Below are 24,420 nucleotides of genomic sequence, written 5' to 3'. Positions count from 1 at the left end.
AGTTTCTCTTTTTCCTTAAACTTGCAGGGGTTCTTTCTGGGTATATAATCTAAGCTTTGTTAGGCCCATGGACTTAGCAACACTGTGGTGAGTATCGAGTAACACTTAGACGTCAACTATGAGCTGCTACTTCGTATTGGCTTCGAGGCGCATGTTCGAGCCTTCCAGCGTGACGATCCCAGCCCCACGACAAGCCGGTTCAGTACCGACTCAGCGACGACAGCATACGGGATGGACTCGTATCACTCATAGGGCGTGAATTGGGAGGTGACAATCGTTGATCTCCGGTGTTCACGCTCAGCAAGAATATTGAGCAGTTGGTGTGCTGTGGCAGTATCAATCGGCGTCGTTGAGAAGTCGTCAAGCACGAGTGCATCTGCTAGGTGCAAGTCTTCAAAGAAACTCCACGCGTGCTGTGCTATCCGACAATCATGGCGTGGAACCATCAGTTGGTTGGCCAGGGTGTCTGTTCGACAAGAAACGGGCAGAGTATGTTTAGAAGACTGAAATGGTAGCGGCGTAGTGAGTATCCGGTAGCGCATGAGTGAGTGCCCGGTGGCGCAGGGATCATCCAGGTGCCACGGAAGCGTTGGAGCGTTACTCGTTGGCTTCGAAGCGCATATTTAGTTGAGCAGGTTTGGCGGACGGACCAGCCTTGTACGACAAGGTCCATCACGGCCCGGTATTCAGTCACGATCGGACTTTTCTGATTGTGTCGCGTGTCCTTTTGCCACACGGACAGAGGGATCTTCTCCCAAAGAGTTACTCGAAGCCCGCCATTGCGTTACCCGATAGTCACCAGGTTGTTACTGGATACCCCGCACAACACTTAATCGCGGTAACTAATAAACTCAGCAAGCTCCAATGGTGACGGCATGCGTTCTCTCTCCGTCAAGCAATTCTACTGTTCAAGGTGCGCTCTCACCCACGATAAGATTCTTTCTAGGGTGTTCTCTACCTGGCTTTCGACCCGTTGCGCCGCCAATTCAGAGTCTCTCGAGATGGGATTTTCTAGAACCAATTCGATTGTTGACAGCAACTCTTTCGTGTTTTCAGCGTACGGGTGGGTAGAGTCAGAGGGCCAATCACCATAAAACCCTCTCTCTTCATCGCGGTATCGCTTGAGATCTGGAGCATAAATGATTGCCGGCTTCTTAGTGAGCTGAAAATCGAAAAGGACTGAGGAATAGTCGGAAATCAATAAATCCGAAACCGCCATGAGTTCCTCGACGTGGGGATAGTCGCTGACGTTAATTACTCCGGGACCCTGCATAGTTATTGATGACATGTGGTGACTTCGAACTAGTACGACAGCTTTGTTTTTTCGAGCTATGAGCGCCGCAGGAAAGGGAATTCCGTTGGCAGAGTAACGCCAAGTAGGTGCCCAAAGAATCACCGGTTTGTCTAAAGGGATGTCAAGCTTCCTCTTCAACCCTTCTACGTCGTTTAGACCCCGGGCAAGTTTAATATTGCGAGGATATTCTCCGACCATTACCTCACCCTTATACAGGGCGGATCCACCGATTAGTTTACCCGCGCGCGTTGTTTGCGCTAACAACAGGTCCCAATCAGTTGCCTGTCTTCTCATTAATCGCCGGTACGACAGGCCAACGAAATTAGGATGTGCATCAAATAGAAGACGCTTGATGGGAGTACCATGCCAAGTTTGGAGCCAGTATTGCCCCTCGCGCTTTCTAAACCATAAAGGAAAATTATCGTTACCTATAATTATCTTCGAGCGTGTTAACTTGTCGTACCAGTCGTCGCTGCCAGTTATCACTGGTATTGCACCATCAGGCACTTTTGTTTGTTCGTCCCTTACTGATACCCAAAGTGGTATTTGTCCTATCTGATGAATGAGATATTCACATATTGCTCCAGGGTTGTCAGCAGCGTTCTTCCCGCTAAAGGATTCAAAAAAAATACCCCTCAATAGCGGCTGAGACTGTTTAGGGATGCCCCGATAAATCTCCCACGAGGTGTTGTATGCGATGTCTCTAGGAGGAAGGATGAAGAACGCAGTCGTACCATTCATACGGGGCTCTACCAGAACACTACGTACGGTCCCTTCGATGAAGGTGTTTGCTGCCAGTCGTCCGGGCTCGACGGCTGCTTTGGTGAAACGGTTATTCGGTAAATGAGACCACCGGAGAAAATATGATTTAGCGCGGAGTGAGGTCAGCGCAAACTCTGCAGTGAACTGTTGACCACGCCAGGTGGTTGAAGCTTTTAACACGCTGCTGGATGAGCTCAACCAAAGCGTGGGCTTCAGATAAGAAGAGCTCGATCTCCCGGAAATAACTAAGCGGGAGCCGTGAAGCGATGCTTCATCTATGACGACTCGGGTCGCTTTAAAACTGACCATTGCGTTTCCAAATATATCGTGTTCAATGATCAAACGTTCTACAGAATTAGCCTCTTGAACGTGTAGGACGTCAAAAATCAAGGGTCGATGGTTGTGCATCAGTGGAGCCGTCTTAGCCCAACCGAGTAAACGCTGATACCCTAAGGGCTTCATCCGCGTCGTGGATTTCGAAATGATACTTGGAGCGTCAGCTGGATGCGCAAATGTAGTTATGCGTGAAGCAGACACCATGTAGTTGGCCAGCACTAAGGAGTTTTCGTCTACAGTTTGTCGGTGGAGTTCGAACCGCTTCCCGCCGATTCCACGTTTCGGTGTGACCGTCCAACGCGAATTTTGGCCGATCGGCGATGGTATGTTGGTTGACGGATCGGTGCTCGCGCGTAGATATGAGATAGTGGTAAATCCGTACCAGTCGCATTTTACTGCAAATGAAACTTTATCGAGCTTGTCAAGCGAAACTGTAAATTCGAAAGAGTTGGCTTGTCTATTATGCCAAGGATCACGTACTTCAGCATCATTACGTGTGTCAATAACCTGCTCAATAGGTACCGGAGAAACACCGTCGGTGATGTTAGGATCGGGAGTGTCGCTGTCAACCTCCGATGCTTCCAGGATGAATACATTGAGGTTTACCTCGTCAGGCGCGACGCCTGCCATGAATGCGCGAATTCTGAGGCGACAGGTATTGGCATCCAACCACTGCAGCGACTGGATCTTTGCTCGCGTGGGCAAGTCTACTTTCCTGGCTCTCAATAGTTCGGCTGGTAGCCCCTTTACTCGAGGTAAGCATTCCGGGGCAGGGGCTCCACTTGAGGTAAATGCGTAGCCTGAGTTCGTTTCTAACCGCAAACCAAGCTCCTCATCTAAATCAGAGTCCGAGCCATTAGCGAGTACCCAGATTAGTGATCTACGGGCGAAAGGCACGTTATTCCAAATTTCAGGAAAGTCATGAGTCCATTCAAAGAGTAAATTCGCGAAGATACGAAGTGACTCTCGAAAGCTATCGCCATGGGGTTTGCGTGGGGCATTAACAGCATAAAGAGGGATGTCACGGGAGATGAAGCGCTCTAGCATGAATGCTGCGAGTTCACGTGGAGCACCGGATTGAAGTGCCTCTTGCCACATTATTTGAGTGATCTCGATCCGATCCTGTAAGTCTTTTGAAGAGGATTTCGCGCTGGAGCGTGACTGGCCCTCTTCGGACAGCCGCCACGAATATACGTCTTCCTTGAGAACATCGAATGATGTTGCATTGATGATTGCTTTTAGGACCGGTAGCTGATCCTCATAATTAAGTTCAGTAGGTATTTCCCCGATATGGCGATCCCAAAAAGATTTTTTGAAAACTTTATTCCATAAGACCGGCTCTTCGAATGCTTGTGGGAAACTTTGGGCATTGACGCGCTTTATGGTGCGCTGGTGTGTGCGCTCGACAATCTGAGGTCGAGATACTGAAGAATTTCGGTGGCGCACGTAACCCCCGAATACAAAATCGCTTCCGGTTTCAGTTATTGACGCAAGCATCGCCTTATAAGCACCTGGCAACACCAAATCGTCTGCATCGGCAAATGCTAAATAATTTCCCTTTGCCAGGGAAACCCCAAGATTTCGAGCAGCCCCAGGGCCGCGCCCTTCGCCGGGGATCACGCGTATCCGTCGGTCCAAGAGCGCTAAGTACTTTAGGATGGTGGCTGATTGATCGGTGGAATTGTCGTCGATTACTAATATCTCTAATTCGTCAATTCCCTGTGCCTGGATACTGTGAACAAGTGTCAATATCCATCTGGAAGCGTTATAGCAGGGGATGACTATCGAGAGTGTCGGATTGTCCTTCGGAGGAGTCAGATTCAACCAAGACTGAGCATATCGCGTTTGTCGAGCCCATCTTCTGAGGTCATGAACATACTGTACTGCTGGCTTGAATTTAGAAAGCTTCATTAGCACTCCCGGCAAATTTTGACAGCTATAAAGCAATAATTGTTCGTGGTGTTCCGTGGATTCTGGTTACCCGATGCTAGTTTAGTAGAGGGACAAATTAAACTGTTCTTTGAACAGGCCCGATGAATCCCATTCGTGCAGCAGCAACAAATCGTTTAGATAGTTGGCACGAACACGTTTCATCGTGGTAGCAGCCCGTTTTCAGCCAGGTATATGGAACAATTACTTGCGTCTAGAGAGTGCCTATATCCAAAATGTCAAACGGCCCCGCGGAAGCGACAACTTCACGCGAGGCCAACACCGATGACATGGCAGCTCAGCAAGGCATGCCTCCCACCGATACCCCCGCACTAACGGCACCGACGCCACAATCAACAAACTATTGGAGTATCCCAGACCAGCTCTGCGTGAGCAACGATGGCGTTGTACGCGTATCCGGCTTCGGTCTCTACATCGGTCTGAGGTTTAAAAACCACAGGCTCTCTACTGCACAGTCACAGTCGATAACGTTACGGAGTTCTGCACGGCCCATGACGGTGAATTCCTCTTCAGTGTGCCCCTGCAGATCACGTTGAGCCACAGGCCGCCATGTGGTCAGATCAGCATCAATCTCGTCGAAGGAATGAAATATCGCCAACCACCGCGGGTGAACTCGGAACTATCCAAACCCCGGCCGAAACGCGGGATGCAACCGTAATCTGCTAAAAGTGCCCAAGAACACCATGGACCCGGTGTCCAAGAAGCCACCGGACTCCGTGTCCAAAAACCCTATGGGTATAACACGGATAGTCATGAAACTGCTACCAAATAGCCGGTCGCAGCACCCGCGCTTCCCGTTGTGAGAAGACAGTTAAAAATCCGGCGCTCAAAAAGTGTGTTGGAATGTGCTCGAGGGGATGAGAAGAAAAAGCAGTCCGGATTTTCTGATAGGGAGCAACTGTAAAAACCTAATTGTAATTCGCAATTAATCCTCTTGTGTCAATGGTACAGGGGGATTGAGAAATTTCTTTAGCTTTAAGCCGGAATTGGTAGTGGTCGACTAAAATCACGAGAATATCTGAATTTTCCAGGGTAGGCGCGAGGTCGCGAAGATTAATATTCGGCAATTCAGCAAGTGATCGCGGTAATTGGGTCAAGTTCGGCTCTACGACGTGCACATGGACTTGAGGGTGTTTCAGGGCAATTTGTCTAGTAATGTTTAGTGCCGGCGATTCGCGGAGGTCGTCAATGTCTGGTTTGAACGTAATCCCAAGTATGCCGATACGAGGGTGTTCCGATTTATGGTCGACCTCAGTCAATGCGTCGTTAATCTTGGATAAAACGTAGGCCGACTTTGAATCGTTCACTAGCCTGCTGGTTTTTATCAGTCGTGCGTGATCTGGTGATGAATCAACGATGAACCATGGGTCAACTGCGATGCAGTGACCTCCCACACCTGGTCCTGGTTGCAGAATATTTACACGAGGGTGTCGATTCGCTAAAGAGATAAGTTCCCAAACATCAATATCTAAGTCATCGCAGATTATAGAAAGCTCATTGGCGAATGCGATGTTGACGTCCCGAAAGGCGTTTTCGGTAAGTTTTGCCATCTCCGCAGTTCGGGCATCAGTTACAAGTACATCACTTTTGCAAAATCGCTTATAGAGTGCTTTTGCCCGCGTTGCCGATTCAGGATTAATGCCACCTACGATGCGCGCGTTGGTTGTCATTTCTTCCATGATCTTGCCTGGTAGGACCCGTTCTGGGGCGTGTGCAACGTAAATGCTTTTTGCTTGGCCCGGTGTCAACGTCAGATCGCTGCGTTCAGAGACCAGAACCTCCGCCACTTGTTCTGATAAACCGGGAGGGCTTGTTGATTCGAGAATGACAAGTTCGCCTCCCCGGAGCCGTGGCGCGATTGACTTCGTTGCATCGAAAACATAGGAAGGGTCTACCGACTTGTTAGGTGAAAGCGGTGTGGGGACCGAAATGATGTACACATCAGCTGGCTGAAGCGATGTTCCTACAGTAAGAGATTGAGACTCGACTACGTCTTTAAGTAGTTTGTCGAAACCGGGTTCCACAAAGGGAACCTCGCCCCTCGCGATTGTCGCTACTCGGTCCCCGTTGATGTCGTAGCCGAAGACTTGTAGTCCTGTAGACGCGAAGAACGCTGCTGTAGGGAGTCCGATATAGCCGAGGCCAATCACAGCAATGTCGAAGTGGTCGCGTCGATCAGCGGTCATGGTGCTCCTCAGCGGAATCGTGGGGTAATGCCGTTGACAGTCTAGCGCGTTCGACTGCCGACCCCTACAACAGGCTAGAACCTTGGATGAAGCGTCGGTGCCTGAGCAACGATTGCAAGATTGAAAAGGCCGCCGAGAGCCTTCACAGTGCGTTCAGCTGCGTGGCCGTCACCGTAGGGGTTTACTGCGTTTCTCATGGTAGCGTGAGCGTCGGGGTTGTCGAGAAGCTCTGTGGCTTCTGAAATGATGGTGTCCGGGTCTGGCCCAATCATCTTCACTACGCCGGCTTCAATGGCCTCTGGGCGCTCTGTTGTGTCTCGGATTAGGAGCGCAGGAAGTCCCAGTGCTGGAGCTTCTTCCTGTACTCCGCCAGAATCGGTGATGATGAGGTCAGCCTGCTTCATCAGGTGGATGAATTCGTCGTAGGGGAGTGGCCCGGTGGCCACCACATTTGGGAGGTGCTCAACGCCCGGAAGGAGGCGTTCCCGAATACGAGGATTCAGATGCATGGGTACGAAGAACGCTGTGTCGTTGTACCGCTCTGCGAGGTTCCCGAGGGCAACTCCGATTTTTGCGAGGGAATCAAGGTTTTCCCGCCTGTGAGAAGTGAAGATGACTCGTCGATCGAAGCTCCGAAGTGCATTTTCAACAGAAGCGTTAGAAAAGTGGCTTTCTTTCGCTGCAGTCTCAAGTAAAGCGTCAATAACGGTGTTCCCGGTGACAACAATTGCATCTTCAGAAATGCCCTCGGCGATGAGATTGTTTCTCGCGCGGTTGGTCGGAGTTAGATGCAGTGATGCGATTGCGGAAATGATCTTGCGATTCGCCTCCTCCGGGAATGGAGAGTCCAAATCGAATGAGCGGAGACCTGCTTCGATGTGAACGATTTTGGCTTCGCGGTTAAAACCTGCAATGGCTGCAGATGCTGCGGTTGAGGTGTCTCCCTGAACGATAAGTGCGTCAGGTTTGAATTCTTTCAGAACCTTATCGAGGCGTTTCAGCGCTCGCGACATAATCCGGTTCAGCGGTTGTTTTCTGTGCATGAGACCGAGATCGATGTCCGGCTGAAAACCGAAAAGCTCTGTCACTTGGGCGAGCATTTCGCGGTGCTGCCCAGTGGAGACGACCAGCGTTTCAAACTCATCACGGGCGCGCAGTTCCTTAATGACCGGTGCAAGTTTGATGGCCTCCGGGCGTGTACCGTAGACAACCATGATCTTGGCAGGGGTCATCTGGATTCCTTATCTGGCTCTAGAAACTGCTGAATTTGCTGATACCTTAACTGTTCGATGGTAGCAACTGTAGGGGCTGTTTCAAATTGCTTTGGGCATGTTGTAATGTGTTTCTGGAACTGGTGCATTTCAGCCCTGTTCAAAGAAGGGGCTATAGCTCAGTCGGTTAGAGCCGCGGACTCATAATCCGCTGGTCGCGGGTTCGAGCCCCGCTGGCCCCACAAGGGTTTAGAAAAGGGAAAGCGCCGAGAAGTGGGCGCACCCGACTACACAAATCCTTGCTTGCGAATGACCGAGCTGCGTTTGTGGAACGCAGCGGTGAGCGCAGGGACATGATGGTCGTGGAAGTCGAAGACTGTCGCGGCGCTTTCCGTACCGCGGGTTACGCGGCCGATCTGTTGAATGACGTTTCCTTTGAACGCGACAGGAGCTGCGAGGACGAGGGCGTCGAGAGCTGGGAGGTCCACCCCTTCGCCTGCGATCTGAGACATGGCGATAAGGATGAACTGAGATGTGCTGTCAAGGGCTTTTCGGGTGGCTTTGCGGTCCTTGGAAGACTGTGCGCCGTGGAGCGTAAATACCGGCACGGGGAGGTCGGGGTGAGCGCGCGTAAGCAGGGTTTCGAGGGCGCTGATGTGCTCGCGGCGCTTGACCAACACAAGGACGTTGCTTCCATCGGCGGTGGCGCGGGCGATGGTCTCGGCGATGAGCGCGTTGCGGGCGCTATCGGCGGCGAGGGCATTGTCGAGGTCGGGCCAGTAGAGGTGGGGTTCGTCGTAGGTGAACTCCGTGGTCTGTACAACGTAATGCTTGGGGCCGGCGTGCTCGAGCTCCATCGTGTGGCGGATAGGACCACAGATCAAGGGTAGGAGGGCGTCGAGTCCGTCAGAGCGGTACGGGGTGGCGGTAAGACCGTTGATGAAGCGGACGTTGAGGTCTGCGAGGACGCGGGTGAGGCCGGCGGCGCCGACGCGGTGGCATTCGTCGATGATGATGTAGCCGTAGTCCGAGAGGAAGTCGGTGCGTGAGTCGGCTCGGCTGATGGACTGGGCGGTGACGATGTCGATGTCTCCGCTGAGTTTCTTGGAGTTGCCACCGTACTGGCCGATGGTGGGGCCGTCGAGAAACTTTGTGAGTGCTTCGCTCCACTGTGTGGCGAGTTCTACATTGGGAACGATGATTGCGGTCGGTACTTGGCGGTGTGCGATCAGCGCGCAGGCCATCACGGTTTTGCCCGCACCCGGTGGCGCGACGAGTACACCAGTAGGGTGTTTACGCATGGTTGCTACAGTTTTACGCTGCTTAGGGTACAGTTCGCCGGTAAATGTGACCTGCATTGTGCGTGGCTTTGGTGTTTTGCCACGGCGGGTCACGGTGTAACCGGCGGTTTTAAGGATAGCGATGGCTTGATCGAGCACGCCGCGATCTAGGGTGAGGGTGTTGTCGTGCTCGTCGAAGCGGATGATGAGGCGAGGCGTTTGGAAGGTGGAGAGGCGCTGGGCCTGGCGGATGTAGAACTGTGGGTTTGGGATTGCGCCGAGGTGGCGAAGTGCGGTGGCTGTGGTGCCGTCGACGCTTTCGAGCGAGATGTGTACTCGGGAATCGTGGGTGACGAGTACTTTACCGGTTTGTTTGAGCGCTTTGAGCTCTGCCTTGGTTGGCGGTTGGGGAAGTTGGGTCTCCGGGTCTGGTTGCAGGCAAGCGGCAATCTTTTTGAGCTGGGACTTAGACGCTTTGGTAGTGGAGGCGAGCGTGGCGAATTGATCCTCGGTGGGCTCGAAGGAGGCGTCGACAAAGATGGTGCGCTGGTGGGCGCGATGTTGGCCCGCGAGTGGGAGCGCAATGAGGTTGCCGAAGCCGCGGCGTTTGCCGGGCAGCGTGTCTTGGGCGGGAAAGAAGCGGTCGAAGCTGGTGAAGAACTGCTTCGGGCTGGCCTTAGCGAGCAGGCCAGTACCTACGGCGCGTGCGAGGGCAGCCGGGACGGGCTCGCTGAAGAAGAGCCACACGTGAGCACCCGTGCCGGAACGGGAGAGTTCGATAAGCGGGTCGAGGCCGTACTCGCGACAGGTCTCGGCATACAGGCGGGCGGCGGTGCGGAAGTCGGTGTCATCGAAATCGCAGGCGAGGAGGAAGCAGGTGTCGCCCTTGCATAGCGGGTAGAGCCCAACGTGAAAGTTGTTGTCGCGGCGCAGATGCTGCTCGAGGACCTGCGGAGTGAACGGCTTCAGGTTTGGATTGTTGCGGTCGTAGCGGCCATAAGATGCGGGTGACCAGCCCTTCTTCTCGCCGTTATGCCATGCGACCGCGTACACGTCCTTGCGGCCGCGGAAGTAGTCGGCGAACAGTCGCAGCTTTGCGTCGGGGGAAGAAGCGTTGGTGACTTTGGTGAGTTCTTCGGGTGCTGGTGCATGTGATGCTTGCGGTGGCGTGGCGGGTGTGGACGGTGGGGACGGGATCTGCTTGGTCTCGGTTTCGGTCAGGAATGCCTCGAAAACATCGGTGCCAAGGAGCTTCGCGAGCGCACGCTCCAGGAGCTGCACGCGAGCCTCGAGGTCGTCTGCGTTTGGCATGGGCGGACTCCGGTTTTCGGGGGATCGAGGGGGTCAGTGTATCTGGGGTGGGGCGAGTTGGGCGCTATTGACCATGAGCGAGTCGGCCCAAGTACCCGCATCTCGCGGTTGATGTCGGTGATAGCTCGCTTAAACTCCCACTCACCCTCCAAACCAGCCCTCAAACCGAAAGAGGAGTCAGCCATGAGAGGGGTTTCTCCCCTTGACCTTTGTAGCTTGTAGGCTACACTCGGGTGTGTGCAGATTATTTCCAGTTGAGCTGAAAGACAAACATGCTCAACGGCGCATTTTGTATGCAATAGCCCGATGCGAAGCACACGGAACAATGATTGGAGACATCAAACCCGTTGGCGAGAAAGTGAACGAGATAAGATTTCATTTCGGGCCAGGCTACCGGGTGTACTACACCCAACTAGGTGCAGTAACGGTTTTCTTGCTGGCCGGAGGAGATAAATCCAGCCAGGCTAAAGATATTCGAACCGCTCAACAGCTCGCACAACAGGTAAGGGAGGAACAGTCGTGAAGGAAGTAACGTTTTCAGCGTTCGACGCAAGCAAATATCTCGATAGCCAAGAAGCAATGAACGATTACCTGGCTATCGCCCTCGAAGACGGTGATACGAAAACCGTACAGGTGGTGTTGCGTGACATTGCCAGGGCACACGGCATGAGCCAGCTCGCTAAAGAAACTCAACTCAACCGTGAATCCCTCTACAAGTCACTGTCAAAAGACGGTAACCCGTCCTTTGCAGCTATCACGAAAATCATGAAAGCCCTAGGGCTCAAAATAACTCTCGCTACACAAAATGCCTAGATACCTGCTGGAAACGCATCACCATGGATTGGTGGCTATACATGCACACGCAGGACGCTTCAAATCGACATTCGGTGAGGAATGCTTCGAAATCATCGGTGCTAAGGGGCTTCGCGAGCGCACGCTCCAGGAGCTGTACGCGGGCCTTGAGGTTATTTGCGTTTGACATGGTCGGCTCCGGTTGTCCAGGGGGATCGATGAGGCCAGCGTAACTGGGGTGGGCGAGTGGGGCGACGGTATGCTGATTTGCGGCGCGGAGGGAGGCGGTCAAGATGCAACTGGAGCTACGTCGCACGAATGATGCTGAGCTTGTGGAGCGGAAGCGCAAACTGATGGCTCGGCTTGGGGAGGAGTTGGGAGAGCACCGGCTCACTCCGGGGTGGCTACGATTTCTTGCAGATTCGGGTTCCTTCACGTTGCAAGAACGGGCAATTTACGATGAGCTGTGCCGCGTGAAGGCGCTGTTGCAGGAGGGGTAAGGAGGAGCAACAGTAGTCGCTGCCATACGCCGTCGGCCGCAATGGTTTTCGGTCACGAACTGAGTTGGCGATTGAGACTCTCGGCATGCTCTCCCACTCGGCTGCTACTAATGAGCATTACGTTGAGATCATGGCAAAAGTCCCTGAACAGTGCGTAATTCTTTCGCTGGGCAGTTGTAACCGGGTCAAGGGCGACCGCAGTGACCGAAAGGTGGTCCTTGCCAATCTCAAGTGAGGAGTCGTTGTACTTAAGCTTGCCTCCTTCCTGGCGCAGCTTATCGATCTTCAGCGTCCACGCATCGATGTGGGACCGTGTTTTAGCAGGGTTATCTACTTGGAAATTAAATGCCTGATTCAGTTCCAAGACAGTGTCGTCTCGCACGACGGCGAGGTTGAGGTCGAGCTCGCGCCTGGCAACGGAGACATCGGCATCCGGTACTGTGGCTTTCCCGAGTTCCGGGAATGAGCGGTACACAGTGCGGATTTCCCTCTTCAACTGGCGTACTCCCGGCTTGACATCGCTTTGCGCTTGGCCGCCAATCAAAGTGTCAAAAAGCAATTGGGTTGCCTCGGAAATGTTTGCTGCATCCATGCTTTTGACCTGGTCAACCCGGATTATGTTCATCCAATGGCTACTGACAAAAGTTAAGTAGCCACGAAGTGAATAGCGATCCCCAAGATAAAGAGGTTCTGTTGGAGCGGAAAGCTGCTCTAGTTCGTTCTTAAAATTTTGCAGCGCATGTTTGATCGCGTCTCGATTATCAGAATCAGTGAGCGTTCGGTGGGCATCCTTGAACTTGAATTGCGATTCTCCCGTGCGAGGGTCAAGCACGACTACGCCCACACCGATGGTGGTGATTCCCATCGGCTGGGGGACTGCTCGAACCGTCCAGTAGTCGAATTGCATGTCAAATTCCTTCGTGAGCAGCTGCGGATGATTGTCGGAAGCGGCTGCTGGTCAGCGGGCTTTGCCCACTATTCGCAAGCGATTCCGTCGCCGTCGCGATCGAGCTTCCTGCTGTAGCCGGGTTGTCCCTCGTAAATAGGTGCTGCTCCGGCTGCTCGTGCTTCGGAGCAGTTGGCGTAGTAAACACGGGCTGGCGCTGGGGCAGGCGCAGCTGGCACTGGTTGTTCAATTACGGGCTCGGGTGCAGGAGCCTGTGCAGGTTCTTCGGCTGGGATGTCGGCGAATTTGGCGATGCTTGCCGTGGTCTCCTCGGTTGTAACACTGCTCGGGGAAGAGCTGTTGTGAGTAGAGCTGGTCGTCGACGTGTGTGTTGTAGTGGTTGCTGCTGAGGTGGATTCACTCGTGGCAGACGTGGTTGTCGTCGGGTCCATGCTGGCCCGAGTGGGCTCCGTGTTTGTGGTGGATCCAGATTCGGGAATGAGGCTACCACCGGCAATAAACAGCACCAGTGCTGTCAGCCAAACAATAGGCCACCTGCGGTTTACTGGGGTGAACTGCGGCGCAGCGCCCATGCTGTTGAGGACCAACGAATCGCGCTGGGGATCGAGTAGCTTGCGCAACTGCTCGTGATTCGCGGCGGCTTCTTGAGTCTCGTTGTAGTGCTTTTTATCTTGGGCCTCGCACCACATCCACCAGGCACCCGGCACAATGAATGCCGCCGCGAGCAGGATGCCACCAATTTCGCCTGAAAACAACAGGATGATGCCGACCGCTATCGCGATCCAAGCGAACACTGTTTTGGTTTTCGAAGAAGACCGTTGCGATTGCGGCTGGGTGGTGTAACTCTTGGTTGACCTCTCGATTTCACGACATGGGGATGCGTAGGTATTTCAGGGGGTGGGCAGAGGCTAGGCCAGGTGATCTATCAGCCAATCTGCAATGGCTTCTGTTCCTAGGGTGTTTTCTGCCACTTCGATCATAAACTCCACGATTTCTTCATCCGCCACGTCTTCCAGGACGAATCCACACTGCTCGAGGTATACGGCTCCGCAAATCCAGGCAGTGCGTTTGTTGCCGTCTAAGAAGGCATGCGCGTTTGTCAACCGCTCTAGGAGTATCGCAGCTCGTTCAACCGGCGATTGGTACAAATACTGACCAGCCCAAGTTCGAAGCGGTGCGGCAAGGGCACCTTCCAACTTGTACTGGTCAATGACATTGAAGTGCTGGCGAATTAGCGATCGATTCAAATCGATTACTGCTGCTACATCCAAACAGTACTGGTTCATCGAGTAGCCAGAATCGTAAGTGCAGTTTCCCATCGTTCTACTGCTCCGCGGAACTGTGCACGAGTTTGGTCATGATTACCGTGAACCAGCATTCTGGGGCGGCAAGGACCATCGACCTTCTTGAGCTCCTGATCGGCATAGAACCTACGCATAGAGGACTGAGATACAGGATTGCGGCTCCGCTCACCAGCCGCAAGACCGGCCCTGGCCTTAAGCCATGGCATTTCTGAATGCGTGCGATTAATAAGCTCTTCTTTTGTGAAGCCACCGTAAAAATCCAGCACTGCATCGATGGTTTCGATGTCTTGTGCAGTGAGCCTTGACACGTCCGCCGACGGAAGTTGCGTGTCTGTAATCCCACGTCGGCAATACCGGTTCTCGGCATGAAGCTTTGGCTCAACTGGACCGTCTGCCCAGGCCTGAAATTCTTCCGCGAACAGCGGTTTTCCAAACCAGCCTAGACTCCATGCCTGCACGTAGTAAGTGAGCTTGGCTAGCTTCCATGCGTCCATCCAGCCCATTTTGTTGTAGATATACTGGGCGACATCGATCGAAGTTGCCATGAGCCCTCCTCAAGTATGCCGTGAACTATATAGGTGAATACTACCAGGGCAAGCGAAAGGCCCGAGGATGCGGAAACCTCGGGCCTTTCGCTTTGCTCCTCCAACTGGGCTCGAACCAGTGACCCTTCGATTAACAGTCGAATGCTCTGCCAACTGAGCTATGGAGGAATACGCACTAGGTGCGAAAGACACTCTAGCGCATGTTACAAGGCAAGGGAAATCCGCAGCTTGCGTATCTGGGAACTGGCGTAAAGGTGGGTGAATGGGCGTCGAAAAGCGGGCAGAGGCTGTAGCGTGGGGCCATGGCTACGACATATCGAGTACAAAATCCGGCGACGAATGAGATCGTCGCAACGTTTGAGCAGACCACTGACCAGGAGCTGCAGGAGACCCTCCAGCGCGCCGACGCTGCGTACAAGACATGGAGTGCCCTCAGCTACGAGGAACGCGCTGCGTACCTGCGTAAAGTCGCCCAACTTTTCGACGAGCGCCGCGACACCCTCGCGAAAATCATCGCCGAAGAGATGGGCAAGGCCATCGACCAAGGCGACGGGGAAGTCAGCGAATGCGTGGAAATCTGCAACTACTACGCAGACCACGGTGCCGAATTCGGCGCGGACGAACCGCTGCCGCACGACGGTGGGGAGATCGTCATTCGCAAAGTGCCGCTCGGTGTGATCGTCGGCGTGATGCCGTGGAACTTCCCGTACTACCAAGTCGCACGCTTTGCGGCGCCGACGCTGATGGCGGGCAACACCATCATCCTGAAGCACGCGTCCATCTGCCCGCGCTCCGCCGAAGCTATCCAGCAGATCTTCGACGACGCCGGCGTACCCGAAGGCGTCTTCAACTACCGGCGCATCAGCCACAGCCAGATCGAAGACCTGCTCGCAGACCCACGCGTGCAAGGCGTATCGCTCACCGGTTCCGAGGGGGCAGGCAAGGCCGTAGCCAAGGCGGCTGGCGCCAACCTGAAAAAGGCCCTGCTGGAGCTCGGCGGCACCGACGCATACATCGTCCTCGATACCGACGACATTGACCGCGAAGTGCGCACCGCGCTGAAGAAGCGCATGGGCAACGTCGGCCAGGCGTGCACCTCCAACAAGCGCATCATCGTGATGGACGACATCTACGACGAGTTCGTTTCCAAGATGGTGGACGCCGTGTCCGAGCTTCGCCAGGGCGACCCGTTCTCCCCGGAGCGCGGCTGCTACTACCCGCTGTCCTCCCGCGAAGCCGCAGAGACGCTGCGCGACCAAGTCGCGGCAGCCGTCGACGCCGGTGCCACGCTGCACTGCGGAGGCGAACTCACAGGGGAAGGCGCCTACTTCACCCCGGCCGTCATCACCGACATCCCAGTCGGCTCCGACTCCTACTACGAAGAGTTCTTCGGCCCCGTCGTGGAGATCTACAAGGTGTCCACCGACGAGGAAGCCGTAGAGCTGGCCAACAACTCCCGCTACGGACTCGGCGGCGCCGTGTTCTCCACCGATGAGGAGCGCGCCAAGAAGGTGGCCAACCAAGTTGTCACCGGCATGATCCACGTCAACATCCCGCAGGCCCGCGGTGCGGGGCTGCCGTTCGGCGGCGTGAAGAACTCCGGCTTCGGTCGCGAGCTCGGGCCGCTCGGGATGGACGAGTTTGTGAACAAGCAGCGCTACTTCGTGGCGAAGTAGCGCTGGGGGACGGGGGTCTCGCGGGAATAGTCGGGATTCTGTGAACAGAATTGCGTCTGCTGCGGGCGGGGTTAATCTCGCTTCAGCGGGCGCACTTCCAGGTTGACGCCGACGGGGCCAGCCACGGACTCGATCTCCACGGTGCGAGGCCCCTCACCGAGGAAGTCGAGGGAGGACAGCGTCTCCGTGGCGTCCGCGGTGAACAGCTCGATGGAGCCACGGTCCAGGTAGATGTCCAGGGCATCGCCAGGGACCCACGGCATGGAGCGGTAGCCGCTGCCGGCGCCGTTGCCTCGCGCGAATACCAGGTGGATGCGCTCAGCGAGGGTGTCGAGCACGATGTGGGCGGAGGGGGCGTCGTCACGCATGAGGTGGAGGATTACCTGCTCGCAGGTGTTTGTCTGCAGCGGGACGGGTTGCTCCAGGTCGGGGGTGACGCGCAGCCATGCCTCCTCGAGTGGGGCAAGGGTGGTTGTTTCGCCTGCTTGGAGGGTGGCGTCGTGTGTCTCGGCGGGGTCGAAGAGCTCGGCGATTTCGGGGGCGGGCGCGCAGTGGAGCGTGAGGGCGTCGCTAAGCGAGAGCTCCCGGGGGAGGCTGAGCTGGCCGGACCAGCCGTCCTCGCGCGAGGCGAGCGGGTGAGCGAACTCGCCCATCCAGCCGAACGCCAGGCGCCGGTTGTTGGGGGCGGCGAAGGACTGGGTGGCGTAGAAGTGGTGGCCCCAGTCGAGAAGCCGGAAGTCGGTTTCGGGCACGAACTGCGCGCCGGGCTCCCACGACCCCACGACGTAACCAACGTTGTGGCCGTTGCGCAGGCTGTACCCAGAGCGGATCGGGGTGCGCACCATCGGGCCGTAGATGAGCACCCACTTGCCGTCGAGGAAGAAGAAATCAGGGCACTCGACCATGAAAACGTTCGGGTCTGGGTCGACAAAGAGGGAGCCGACCTCGGACCAGGTGTAGAGGTCCTCGGAGGTATACAGCAGCACGTGGCCGCGACCGTCCACCTCCGCACCGATGGTCATGTACCAGCGGCCATCGTGGGAGAACACCTTCGGATCGCGCGCGTCCGCCTTGACGGGCGGGACCACGGCTCCGTGCTTCTCAAAGTGGACGCCATCGGTAGAGGTGGCCAGCATCTGGGTCTGGAACTTGCCGTCCTTATCATCGACGCCGTTGGCCCAGCGGTTGCCCGTATAGAACGCATACAGCGTGCCGTCGTGGACGACGGCGGAACCCGACCAGATGCCGTCGGCGTCATCGGATCCGGGATCACCCGGCGCTAGAGCGATAGGCTCTTCGCGCCACTCGAGCAGGTCCGCGGAGGAAGCGTGGCCCCAGTGCATCGGGCCCCACGCTGGGCTGTACGGGTGATGCTGGTAGAAAGCGTGGAACCGGCCGTCGAAAAAGCAGAGGCCATTCGGGTCATTTATCCAGCCACCAGGGGCCGCGACGTGGAACGAGGGGTACCAGCGGTCGTTGGTGTGACGGAGGGGTTGCATGATGAAACCTTTCTAGAAACGTTGCGGGCTAGCGAGTCGGGATTTCCTCGGGGTTGACCACGGCTTCATCATCGCGTTTGAGCGAGAATACCGCGATCACCCCTGCGAGGAAGACCACGCCGGAGATGACGAAGAACGTTGGCTGGTAGCCGATCTGGTCACGGAGAGAGCCCAGTGGGGTCGAGAGAATGACGTTGCCGAGCTGCGAAGACAGCTGGAATGCCACCAAGTACAGAGTTGCGGAGAGCGCCTTGTTGAAGTGGATAGCGAAGTACTTGAAGATAGCCAGGATGCACAGCGGAACCTCAAACGCGTGCAGCATCTTCGCAATACTGATCAACACCGGGCCTCCGAACGCCGCGCACAGGAAGATACGGACGAACATGACGCCGATCCCCAGCAGCAACGTATTGCGGGCGCCCACCTTGCGCATCAACAGCGGGATGAGGCCCATCATGATCGCCTCGAGGAAGACCTGCACCGAGTTCAACGTGCCGTACGCGCGCTGGCCGACCTCCGGCGAACTAAACAGGGACGTGTAGAAGTCCGGGAACATCTGCTGGTCAAACACGGTGTAGAACGTCCAGGACAGCAACACAATCACGATGACCTTCCACACATGGCTGTCCTTGAGCAGGCCGAGCATCTCGGAGATCGGCGGGGTCTTCGCCGTGACCTCCTCAATCGAGGCCTCCTGCGCCGTGCCCTGCGGGTGCCAGAACAGCTGGGTGCACAGCAGAAGCGCGCCGAGCGCGGAACCGATCCAGAAGTTCAGCATCGGGTTGATGGTGAAGAAGATACCCGCGAGCAACGCGACAATTGCGTAGGCAAACGAACCCCACATGCGGGCCTGGCCGTACTCGAAGCCAGTGCGGTTTGCCATCCTCTCCACGAACGCCTCCAGCAGCCCGGCGCCAGCCACAAACCCGGCCGAGAGCACCACGCTGCCCAGGATTGCGCCGACGATGAAGTGGTCACGCAGCAACGGGTGGTAAATGAACTGCGTGAACGGCCCGATGAGGGTTGCGCTCGCGCCGATGAAAATGGTCAGCGGGCGCTTCAGGTCCAGCTTGTCCTGAAGCACGCCGTACACCAGCATCAGCGCCATCGTGATCGCGCCCTGGATGGCGTACACGGTACCTACCTGCGCGCCGTTGAGCTGCAGACCGCCAGCCTCAGACGTGAGCCAGATCTGGTAGAAGGACCACCAGATTCCCCACGCTGCGAAGAACAGGAAGATCGTGGCGGAACCGAAGCGGTACGCGGGGTTTGAAAACTGCGATCGAAGCATCTCCATCGCCGAATGTCCTTTCTGTGAGGCCCGGGGGTAGCCGGGCACGACAATGGCTTCGCAGGGATATGTGCAGGTGCGCGTACTGCGCTTCTCGTTCTTGGTCCTTGCAGCGACCCTGCTTAAACCTTTAAGCGCATAGTATATCGGGGGTGTGCGAAAGGTGGGGAAGTTGCTAAAACGATTTAGCGAGCTTGGGAAACGCTCCCACGCTCAACCACTTTCAGGGGGAGCAAGGTGGGATTCTCGGCTTCGGGCTGTTCGCCGGACAGAAGGCCAACCAGCATGCGCGCCGCCCGCGCACCCATCTCCTGATACGGCAGCCGGAACGTCGTCAACCCCGGCCGCACCAACGACGCCAAATCCTCATCGTCAAATGACAACACCGAAATTGTCGACGCCACATCCAACCCCGCGTCCTGCATCGCCTGATACACGCCCAACGCCAAACGATCGTTCGCGGCCAGAACCGCGGTGGGGTAGTTTGCTGGGTCGTCGTCAAGAATTTCCGACATCCGTGCATACCCCGACGCCGGCTCCCACACCGACGCGTGGCCCTCCGCGTGCAGACGGATCCCGTGGTGGGCCAAGGCGGCGTCGATACCGCGCATGCGCTCGCTGATGCTGAACGAAGGGGTTTCTTCGTCTGGGAACCGGCCAATCAACGCAATCGAACGATGTCCCCGCGCCACCAAATAGTCAATCGCGTCCCTGCCAGCAGCAAAGTCATCCGGCAAAATCGCAGGAAGATCGCCCGCTTGTCCGTTGCAGATCACGAGCGGCAAGTTCGTCTTCGGCAAGTCGAGTTCGCGCGAGGCCATCAACCCGACCACAACGCCATCCACGTTCCGCGACTCCAACGTACGCAACGCCGGAGCAAACCGATCCGAACGGTGGCCAGTCTCCGCCATCATCACCGCGTGGCCAAGCCGTTCGGCCTCATCCACGATTCCCGTAATCATTGGTGAAGCGAAACGGGTAGTCGTGACCTCGTCGGAGAGGAAACCAATCGTGTGTGTGCGTCCAGTCTTCAGTGCCCGCGCCAGCGTATTCGGGCGGTAGCCCAGTTCGCGCGCGGCCTCCCGGACCTTCCACGCCGTCTCCTCTGGGATGCGTGAGCCGGGCTTGCCATTGAGCGCGAGGCTCACCGTGGCCGTGGAGACGCCGAGATGCTTCGCGATATCTGCGAGCGTGACACGATGCGAACTTCTGGACATTTGAAGCAGTATAGCCGGGGTGGGTCGGGCTTGATGGGGGTGGTAGGTGCCTTCGTGGGAATAGTCGGGATTTTGTGAACAGAATTGCGTCTGCTGCAGGCGGGGCTACTCGCAGGCGACGCCGTCGCCGTCACGGTCGAGCTTCGAGCGGTAGCCAGGCTCGTGGCTGTAAATCGGAGTGACTCCGGCTCGGCGAGCTTCTGCGCAGGACTTGTAGGAGCCATTAGCAGGCAGTTTGCCGCTGCGCGAAGGCGCGGGTGCCTGCTTCGGGGCCGGAGCTGGAGCCGGAGCCAGGGCAGGCTTTGGGGCAGGCTTCGGTGCCGGCGCGGGTTTTGGTGCTGGTTTTGGAGCGGGAGCTGGCTTCGGGGCAGGCTTCTTTGCCGGTGGTCCAGGGATAATGCCTGGCAGTGGATTCGGAATGATGCGCTGCTGGACCGCCCAGAACGTAGCACCAGCGCCGATGCCCAGAACCGCGAGGATGCTTGTGACTGCGATGGCGGCGATGGCGCCGTCGGAAAGCCCCTCTGAAGGGGTCTCCGGCTTGGCGGTTGTGGTGGTTGTCGGGGCGGGGCTTTCAGGAGCGGCGTGTGCTGGTGCTGCGACGCCGAGCGTGAGCGAGCAGGCGAGGGCTGCTGCGATAGTTGTTTTTCTCATGTGTAAATCATGTCATGAATATTGGAAAAGCCTGAAATGACATGTTGTAAGAGGGTGGTTGGCAATCCCTAATCCCTCACTCGTCGCCGTGGAGGCATGAAGCCTGTGGGCTTTTGTAAAAACTCTTTACATGTCTTTTCGCTAATTCGCTGTCTTGCAAGCTTTCCCCTGAGCCAGTCGATGGCGGCTTCACCTCGTTTTAGTCGTTCTTCGTTTTCACCAAGCTCTGGTCCACCGCACGAGATCGAGCCATCCCTGTCAGTGATGGGGTGTGCGAACAACCTGGAGCTCGGGGAGTGATTTCAGGCAGATGGAGAAAGTGAAGCGGTTTGTGTATGAAACATCTCATAAAACTCTTGAATCGGTGGACATTATTGGTTATAATCAAGGCAACGCTGGCGATAAGTCCTCCAGGGGAGGACTTCTTACCCCGATAGGTGAGATAGCCAGCTTCTCTATGTTCTATGGTCGCCCCCATGGAAGGAACAAACTCGCAAGCGTCGGTTTAATGCACGGCTCAAACCATGTGCATTTCTTACCTTCTAAATGCCGCTGTACAGCCCAAAGGCCGTAATCAGCTACTTGTAATCCCCACGCTGAGGGCGCGGTCCACACACATAGCGTGATATTTCGCTGTATCTGACTGCACACTTCTTCTACTGCTTGTCGCGCAGCTTCTCTGATTCCTTTGGTACCGAACTCTGCCACAATGACGAACAGCTCGTCTTGAGGCTCGGAAACTTGGAGGGCGATTTCTTTGAGGTGTAAGTACCAGGCTGTCTTGTAGAGACCCATTGGTCCAGCGTCTTTGATGTGCGGGTATGCGTTTGACTTGTACAGGAAGGTTGTATCGAAGCGGGGCGCTTGCTTTTGGATGAGGCTGAACATTTCGTTTCGCGTTCTAGCAGAGTCGTCGACGGCGTGGAATCCGCGGGTGAGCTTTATTCCTTCTTTGGAGCGACTAGCGCGTAGGTGGAGCCCTTGTAGGAGGTCGTCTCCGTGTGTGTCGTGCTGGAATGCGGCGGTTCCGAAGCCGAAGTAGGTTGATGCTCCGCCACCTTGTGGGTTCGGTGTCCCGTCGTAGTCAAGGTTTCCGGTTTCGTCGGCGTAGAGGTAGATGCGTTTATTCATGGTTTCCATTCAGAGAGGCTTTAGGGACATTTTGTGTGTATAAATCTATCCGGCTTACCGGGATGACCTCGCCCAACATCACGATATGGTTTTCAAGACAGTCCCATTCGACCGTTTTGAGAAAACATTCATCGTCGCGTTTCAGCGCGAACACCGCGATCACACCAGCGAGGAAAACCACGCCGGAGATGACGAAGAACGTTGGCTGGTAACCAATCTGGTCACGGAGCGAGCCCAGCGGGGTGGACAGGATCACGTTGCCGAGCTGCGAAGACAGCTGGAATGCCACCAGGTACAGGGTCGCGGAGAGTGCCTTGTTGAAGTGGATAGCGAAGTACTTGAAGATAGCCAGGATGCACAGCGGAACCTCAAACGCGTGCAGCATCTTCGCGATACTGATCAACACCGGGCCGGTAAACGCCGCGCAGAGGAAAATGCGGACGAACATCACGCCGATACCCAAAAGCAGCGTAGTGCGGGCGCCCAGTCTTCAAACCCGCGCCAAGGTGTTTGGGCGTTAGCCCAGCTCGCGGGCCGCCTCCCGGACCCTCCGCACTGTCTCTTCCGGAATGCGCGAACCGGGTTTGCCGTTTAGTGCGAGGCTTACCGTGGCAGTGGAGACGCCGAGATGCTTCGCGATATCCGCGAGCGTGACACGATGCGAACTTCTGGACATTTGAAGCAGTATAGCCGGGGTGGGGTGGTCTTGGTTGGGATGGGCGTGGTGGGATGCGGTGAGGTCGGAGTACTCGTCGAAAACTGACTCGGGATTTTGTGAACAGAATTGCGTCTGCTGTGAGATGGGGTGCTCGCTCCAGCCAGCGAACTTCGGTGGTGGCACCGACGGGTCCAGGCACAGTGGTGTAACTGGCGGGGCGTGCGTTCATACACTATCTTTAGACGCATGGGGGTTATGGAAGGCGCGATCCTCCAAATTAGTTTAAGGATCGCATATTTCATCTTTTAGGTATATTTGCTGCTGCCGTGATGATCGATGGTTGGGACTTCACCGCAACAAATGCAATCATTGCCGCGACACCTATTTTTGCGTCGATAGTTGCGTTGCGTGGAGTAATTCGAACGCTTGAAGTTGCCAACGTTCAAGAATGGTGGCACAGAACCGAGTGGATCGTCGATAGGCTGATTGGCGCTCGGAATCATCATGAGATTCGAACCATGTCCGAGATTCTAGTGGTGCATTTGAAGTCAAACATCCCTAACGACGAAGAGCGCAAACTAATCAACAACATAATGAAATCGGCATTGAAGTCTTTGCGAGTAGACTGAAAATCAATACTTCGACTCGAGTTCAAAGGAAATTAGCATGCACACTATGGGATTTTTTCGCCGCAAGCGCGTGCTTCCGTACGCGAATGATGAGCGCACTGTTTTCCAGGACACGGATGACGCGAAAACAAGGTTGGCACGCCTTGCGCTGCTGACGAGTGCCAAGGGGGAGGTCGATCCTCTAGTGATAGAGATTCTTGGACCGGCAAAAAGCGGGAATTCATAGCTTGGGAGCGTGCCCGTTCGCTCCGGTCGGGGGCCGAAAGAGATCGACGGGATCAGCGTGGTCAAGACCGCAGCAACCAGAAACGCAAAAACCCGGCTTAAGGGACATTTTGTGTGTATAAATCTATCCGGTTTCCCGTGATGACCTCGGCCAACAGTCCGATATGGTTTCCAAAACAGTTCCATTCGCCCGTTTCGAGAAATCAACACCGAATACCACCACACCTGTGGTATAGGCTCCGACCGTGGTGCGGTAAGGCCAATTGCTATGGCAATCACAAACCGGCCGTCTTGCCCACTATGCGGCCACACACTGATAAAAAACGGAACCACAACCGCAGGCACACAACGCTGGCGCTGCCCGAACTGCAACGCATCCACAATCAACCCCCGCGCCCGCACCAACGATGTACGCCACTTCAAAATCTTTCTCGACTGGATCCTTTCCGGGGACCCCGCAGACCGCGTCGCTCAACGACACAAGGTGACCAGACGCACCTTAACCAGATGGTTTCAACTGCTGTGGTTTATCACCGTGCCCAACATGACAGACCCATATCGCGTCTACGACCAAGTCTTTATCGACGGCACCTACTTCCACAAGAAATGCCTGCTCGTTGCATGTACCGACACACACGTCATTGCCTGGCACTGGTGTTTGCGGGAAAGCTCATCGGAGTACCTCAAACTCCTCGACAAGATCGCCCCACCGCTAATCATCACCACTGACGGCTCAGGAGGAGCCTGAAAAGCAATCCGGAGTAAATGGCCCCACGTAGCCATCCAGCGCTGCCTAGTCCACGTACAACGCAACACGTTTAGCGATATCAGTAAAAACCCGATCCACCCAGTACATAAGGCAATCCGCAAGCTTGGCTACATGCTCGTCAACGTTGCTGATACCGACGATGCCGCACGGTTTATCGCAGCCGTACACACCACCCGCATCACCTTTGACGACTGGCTCAAACAACGCACCTATCGCCGTGATATCCCCCAAGGTCAAGTACCAACATGGGTCAACGACACCCAACAATGGTGGTACACCCACCGCAATGCACG

The 24,420-nt window shown here is 55.7% G+C and carries 22 protein-coding genes, 2 tRNA genes and 1 pseudogene; 8 read left to right on the top strand and 17 right to left on the bottom strand.

Annotated features, from left to right (window positions below; translation table 11 throughout):
- Window positions 1-242 precede the first annotated feature (242 nt).
- The 4 genes from BQ4436_RS12380 to wecB all read right to left on the bottom strand — a co-directional run bounded on the left by BQ4436_RS12380 (window position 243) and on the right by wecB (window position 7,760).
- Entirely contained in the window at window positions 243-446 is a 204-nt protein-coding gene (locus BQ4436_RS12380) for an ATP-binding protein (RefSeq protein ID WP_255366086.1), read from the bottom strand.
- A 455-nt stretch (window positions 447-901) separates the two neighbouring features.
- A complete protein-coding gene (locus BQ4436_RS11445; RefSeq protein ID WP_083329382.1) occupies window positions 902-4,303 on the bottom strand; it encodes a bifunctional glycosyltransferase/CDP-glycerol:glycerophosphate glycerophosphotransferase in 3,402 nt (1,133 codons plus the stop codon).
- 947 nt (window positions 4,304-5,250) lie between these two features.
- On the bottom strand, window positions 5,251-6,528 hold the full coding sequence (gene wecC / locus BQ4436_RS01705; RefSeq protein ID WP_070975296.1) for a UDP-N-acetyl-D-mannosamine dehydrogenase: 1,278 nt from the start codon (window positions 6,526-6,528) through the stop codon (window positions 5,251-5,253).
- A 74-nt stretch (window positions 6,529-6,602) separates the two neighbouring features.
- Window positions 6,603-7,760, bottom strand: coding sequence for a non-hydrolyzing UDP-N-acetylglucosamine 2-epimerase (gene wecB / locus BQ4436_RS01700; protein ID WP_070975295.1), 1,158 nt, complete (start codon window positions 7,758-7,760; stop codon window positions 6,603-6,605).
- A gap of 147 nt (window positions 7,761-7,907) precedes the next feature.
- Between wecB and BQ4436_RS01695 the strand changes: the two genes are divergently transcribed.
- A tRNA-Ile gene (locus BQ4436_RS01695) sits at window positions 7,908-7,981 on the top strand.
- Between the two features lie 45 nt (window positions 7,982-8,026).
- Here BQ4436_RS01695 and BQ4436_RS01690 read toward each other — a convergent pair.
- Window positions 8,027-10,330, bottom strand: a complete 2,304-nt coding sequence (locus BQ4436_RS01690; RefSeq protein ID WP_070975294.1) for a DEAD/DEAH box helicase — start codon at window positions 10,328-10,330, stop codon at window positions 8,027-8,029.
- Window positions 10,331-10,565: 235 nt separating this feature from the next.
- Between BQ4436_RS01690 and BQ4436_RS01685 the strand changes: the two genes are divergently transcribed.
- The 3 genes from BQ4436_RS01685 (at window position 10,566) to BQ4436_RS01675 (ending at window position 11,622) form a co-directional block, all read left to right on the top strand.
- Entirely contained in the window at window positions 10,566-10,853 is a 288-nt protein-coding gene (locus BQ4436_RS01685; protein ID WP_070975293.1) for a type II toxin-antitoxin system RelE/ParE family toxin, read from the top strand.
- A complete protein-coding gene (locus tag BQ4436_RS01680; RefSeq protein WP_004009166.1) occupies window positions 10,850-11,143 on the top strand; it encodes an addiction module antidote protein in 294 nt (97 codons plus the stop codon). The genes BQ4436_RS01685 and BQ4436_RS01680 overlap by 4 nt, the downstream gene beginning before the upstream one ends.
- Before the next feature lie 272 nt (window positions 11,144-11,415).
- Window positions 11,416-11,622: a hypothetical protein gene (locus BQ4436_RS01675; protein ID WP_070975292.1), complete on the top strand. Its 207-nt coding sequence runs from the start codon at window positions 11,416-11,418 to the stop codon at window positions 11,620-11,622.
- Window positions 11,623-11,674: 52 nt separating this feature from the next.
- On the opposite strand, the gene BQ4436_RS01670 is transcribed toward BQ4436_RS01675, so the two are convergent.
- The 5 genes from BQ4436_RS01670 to BQ4436_RS01650 all read right to left on the bottom strand — a co-directional run bounded on the left by BQ4436_RS01670 (window position 11,675) and on the right by BQ4436_RS01650 (window position 14,546).
- Window positions 11,675-12,529, bottom strand: coding sequence for a DUF3037 domain-containing protein (locus BQ4436_RS01670; RefSeq protein ID WP_070362128.1), 855 nt, complete (start codon window positions 12,527-12,529; stop codon window positions 11,675-11,677).
- 68 nt (window positions 12,530-12,597) lie between these two features.
- Window positions 12,598-13,323, bottom strand: coding sequence for an excalibur calcium-binding domain-containing protein (locus BQ4436_RS01665; RefSeq protein ID WP_070975291.1), 726 nt, complete (start codon window positions 13,321-13,323; stop codon window positions 12,598-12,600).
- Between the two features lie 114 nt (window positions 13,324-13,437).
- Complete coding sequence (locus BQ4436_RS01660; protein WP_070975290.1) at window positions 13,438-13,815, bottom strand: type II toxin-antitoxin system death-on-curing family toxin; 378 nt, start codon at window positions 13,813-13,815, stop codon at window positions 13,438-13,440.
- Complete coding sequence (locus tag BQ4436_RS01655; protein ID WP_070362131.1) at window positions 13,812-14,378, bottom strand: Panacea domain-containing protein; 567 nt, start codon at window positions 14,376-14,378, stop codon at window positions 13,812-13,814. Before BQ4436_RS01655 ends, BQ4436_RS01660 begins: the two co-directional genes overlap by 4 nt.
- A 95-nt stretch (window positions 14,379-14,473) precedes the next feature.
- Window positions 14,474-14,546, bottom strand: a tRNA-Asn gene (locus BQ4436_RS01650).
- A gap of 134 nt (window positions 14,547-14,680) precedes the next feature.
- Here BQ4436_RS01650 and BQ4436_RS01645 point away from each other — a divergent pair.
- Entirely contained in the window at window positions 14,681-16,054 is a 1,374-nt protein-coding gene (locus BQ4436_RS01645; protein ID WP_070975289.1) for an NAD-dependent succinate-semialdehyde dehydrogenase, read from the top strand.
- A gap of 71 nt (window positions 16,055-16,125) precedes the next feature.
- Here the strand turns inward: BQ4436_RS01645 and BQ4436_RS01640 are convergent, their stop codons facing one another.
- The 7 genes from BQ4436_RS01640 to BQ4436_RS11435 form a co-directional block, all read right to left on the bottom strand.
- Window positions 16,126-17,553: a glycoside hydrolase family 32 protein gene (locus tag BQ4436_RS01640; protein WP_070975288.1), complete on the bottom strand. Its 1,428-nt coding sequence runs from the start codon at window positions 17,551-17,553 to the stop codon at window positions 16,126-16,128.
- A gap of 28 nt (window positions 17,554-17,581) precedes the next feature.
- Window positions 17,582-18,850 (bottom strand): oligosaccharide MFS transporter, encoded by a 1,269-nt coding sequence (locus BQ4436_RS01635; RefSeq protein WP_070975287.1) that lies wholly within the window; start codon window positions 18,848-18,850, stop codon window positions 17,582-17,584.
- A gap of 179 nt (window positions 18,851-19,029) precedes the next feature.
- Window positions 19,030-20,061 carry a LacI family DNA-binding transcriptional regulator gene (locus BQ4436_RS01630; RefSeq protein ID WP_070975286.1) on the bottom strand — a complete coding sequence of 344 codons (1,032 nt, stop codon included), beginning with the start codon at window positions 20,059-20,061 and terminating at the stop codon, window positions 19,030-19,032.
- 105 nt (window positions 20,062-20,166) lie between these two features.
- Window positions 20,167-20,715, bottom strand: a complete 549-nt coding sequence (locus BQ4436_RS01625; RefSeq protein ID WP_070975285.1) for an excalibur calcium-binding domain-containing protein — start codon at window positions 20,713-20,715, stop codon at window positions 20,167-20,169.
- Window positions 20,716-21,177: 462 nt separating this feature from the next.
- The gene (locus BQ4436_RS01620) at window positions 21,178-21,846 is read right to left on the bottom strand and encodes a DUF3800 domain-containing protein (protein WP_070975340.1); all 669 of its coding nucleotides are present in this window, start codon (window positions 21,844-21,846) and stop codon (window positions 21,178-21,180) included.
- Window positions 21,839-22,333 (bottom strand): MFS transporter, encoded by a 495-nt coding sequence (locus BQ4436_RS01615; RefSeq protein WP_255366085.1) that lies wholly within the window; start codon window positions 22,331-22,333, stop codon window positions 21,839-21,841. The genes BQ4436_RS01620 and BQ4436_RS01615 overlap by 8 nt, the downstream gene beginning before the upstream one ends.
- A gap of 30 nt (window positions 22,334-22,363) precedes the next feature.
- Window positions 22,364-22,522 carry a LacI family DNA-binding transcriptional regulator gene (locus BQ4436_RS11435; RefSeq protein WP_083329380.1) on the bottom strand — a complete coding sequence of 53 codons (159 nt, stop codon included), beginning with the start codon at window positions 22,520-22,522 and terminating at the stop codon, window positions 22,364-22,366.
- A 308-nt stretch (window positions 22,523-22,830) separates the two neighbouring features.
- On the opposite strand from BQ4436_RS11435, the gene BQ4436_RS11835 reads away from it, so the two are divergent.
- From BQ4436_RS11835 to BQ4436_RS01605, 3 genes and pseudogenes are all read left to right on the top strand, one after another.
- Window positions 22,831-23,133 carry a hypothetical protein gene (locus BQ4436_RS11835; RefSeq protein ID WP_143000760.1) on the top strand — a complete coding sequence of 101 codons (303 nt, stop codon included), beginning with the start codon at window positions 22,831-22,833 and terminating at the stop codon, window positions 23,131-23,133.
- Window positions 23,134-23,179: 46 nt separating this feature from the next.
- Window positions 23,180-23,359 carry a hypothetical protein gene (locus tag BQ4436_RS01610; RefSeq protein WP_143000759.1) on the top strand — a complete coding sequence of 60 codons (180 nt, stop codon included), beginning with the start codon at window positions 23,180-23,182 and terminating at the stop codon, window positions 23,357-23,359.
- A 267-nt stretch (window positions 23,360-23,626) separates the two neighbouring features.
- Window positions 23,627-24,420, top strand: a pseudogene (locus BQ4436_RS01605) (transposase); the annotation flags it as partial.

The sequence above is a fragment of the Corynebacterium sp. MC3 genome, from assembly GCF_900099485.1.
In the GTDB taxonomy this organism is placed as follows: Bacteria; Actinomycetota; Actinomycetes; order Mycobacteriales; family Mycobacteriaceae; genus Corynebacterium; species Corynebacterium pseudogenitalium.
Note: the sequence above shows the minus strand (reverse complement) of the source record. Positions and strands in the feature narration are given on the sequence as shown.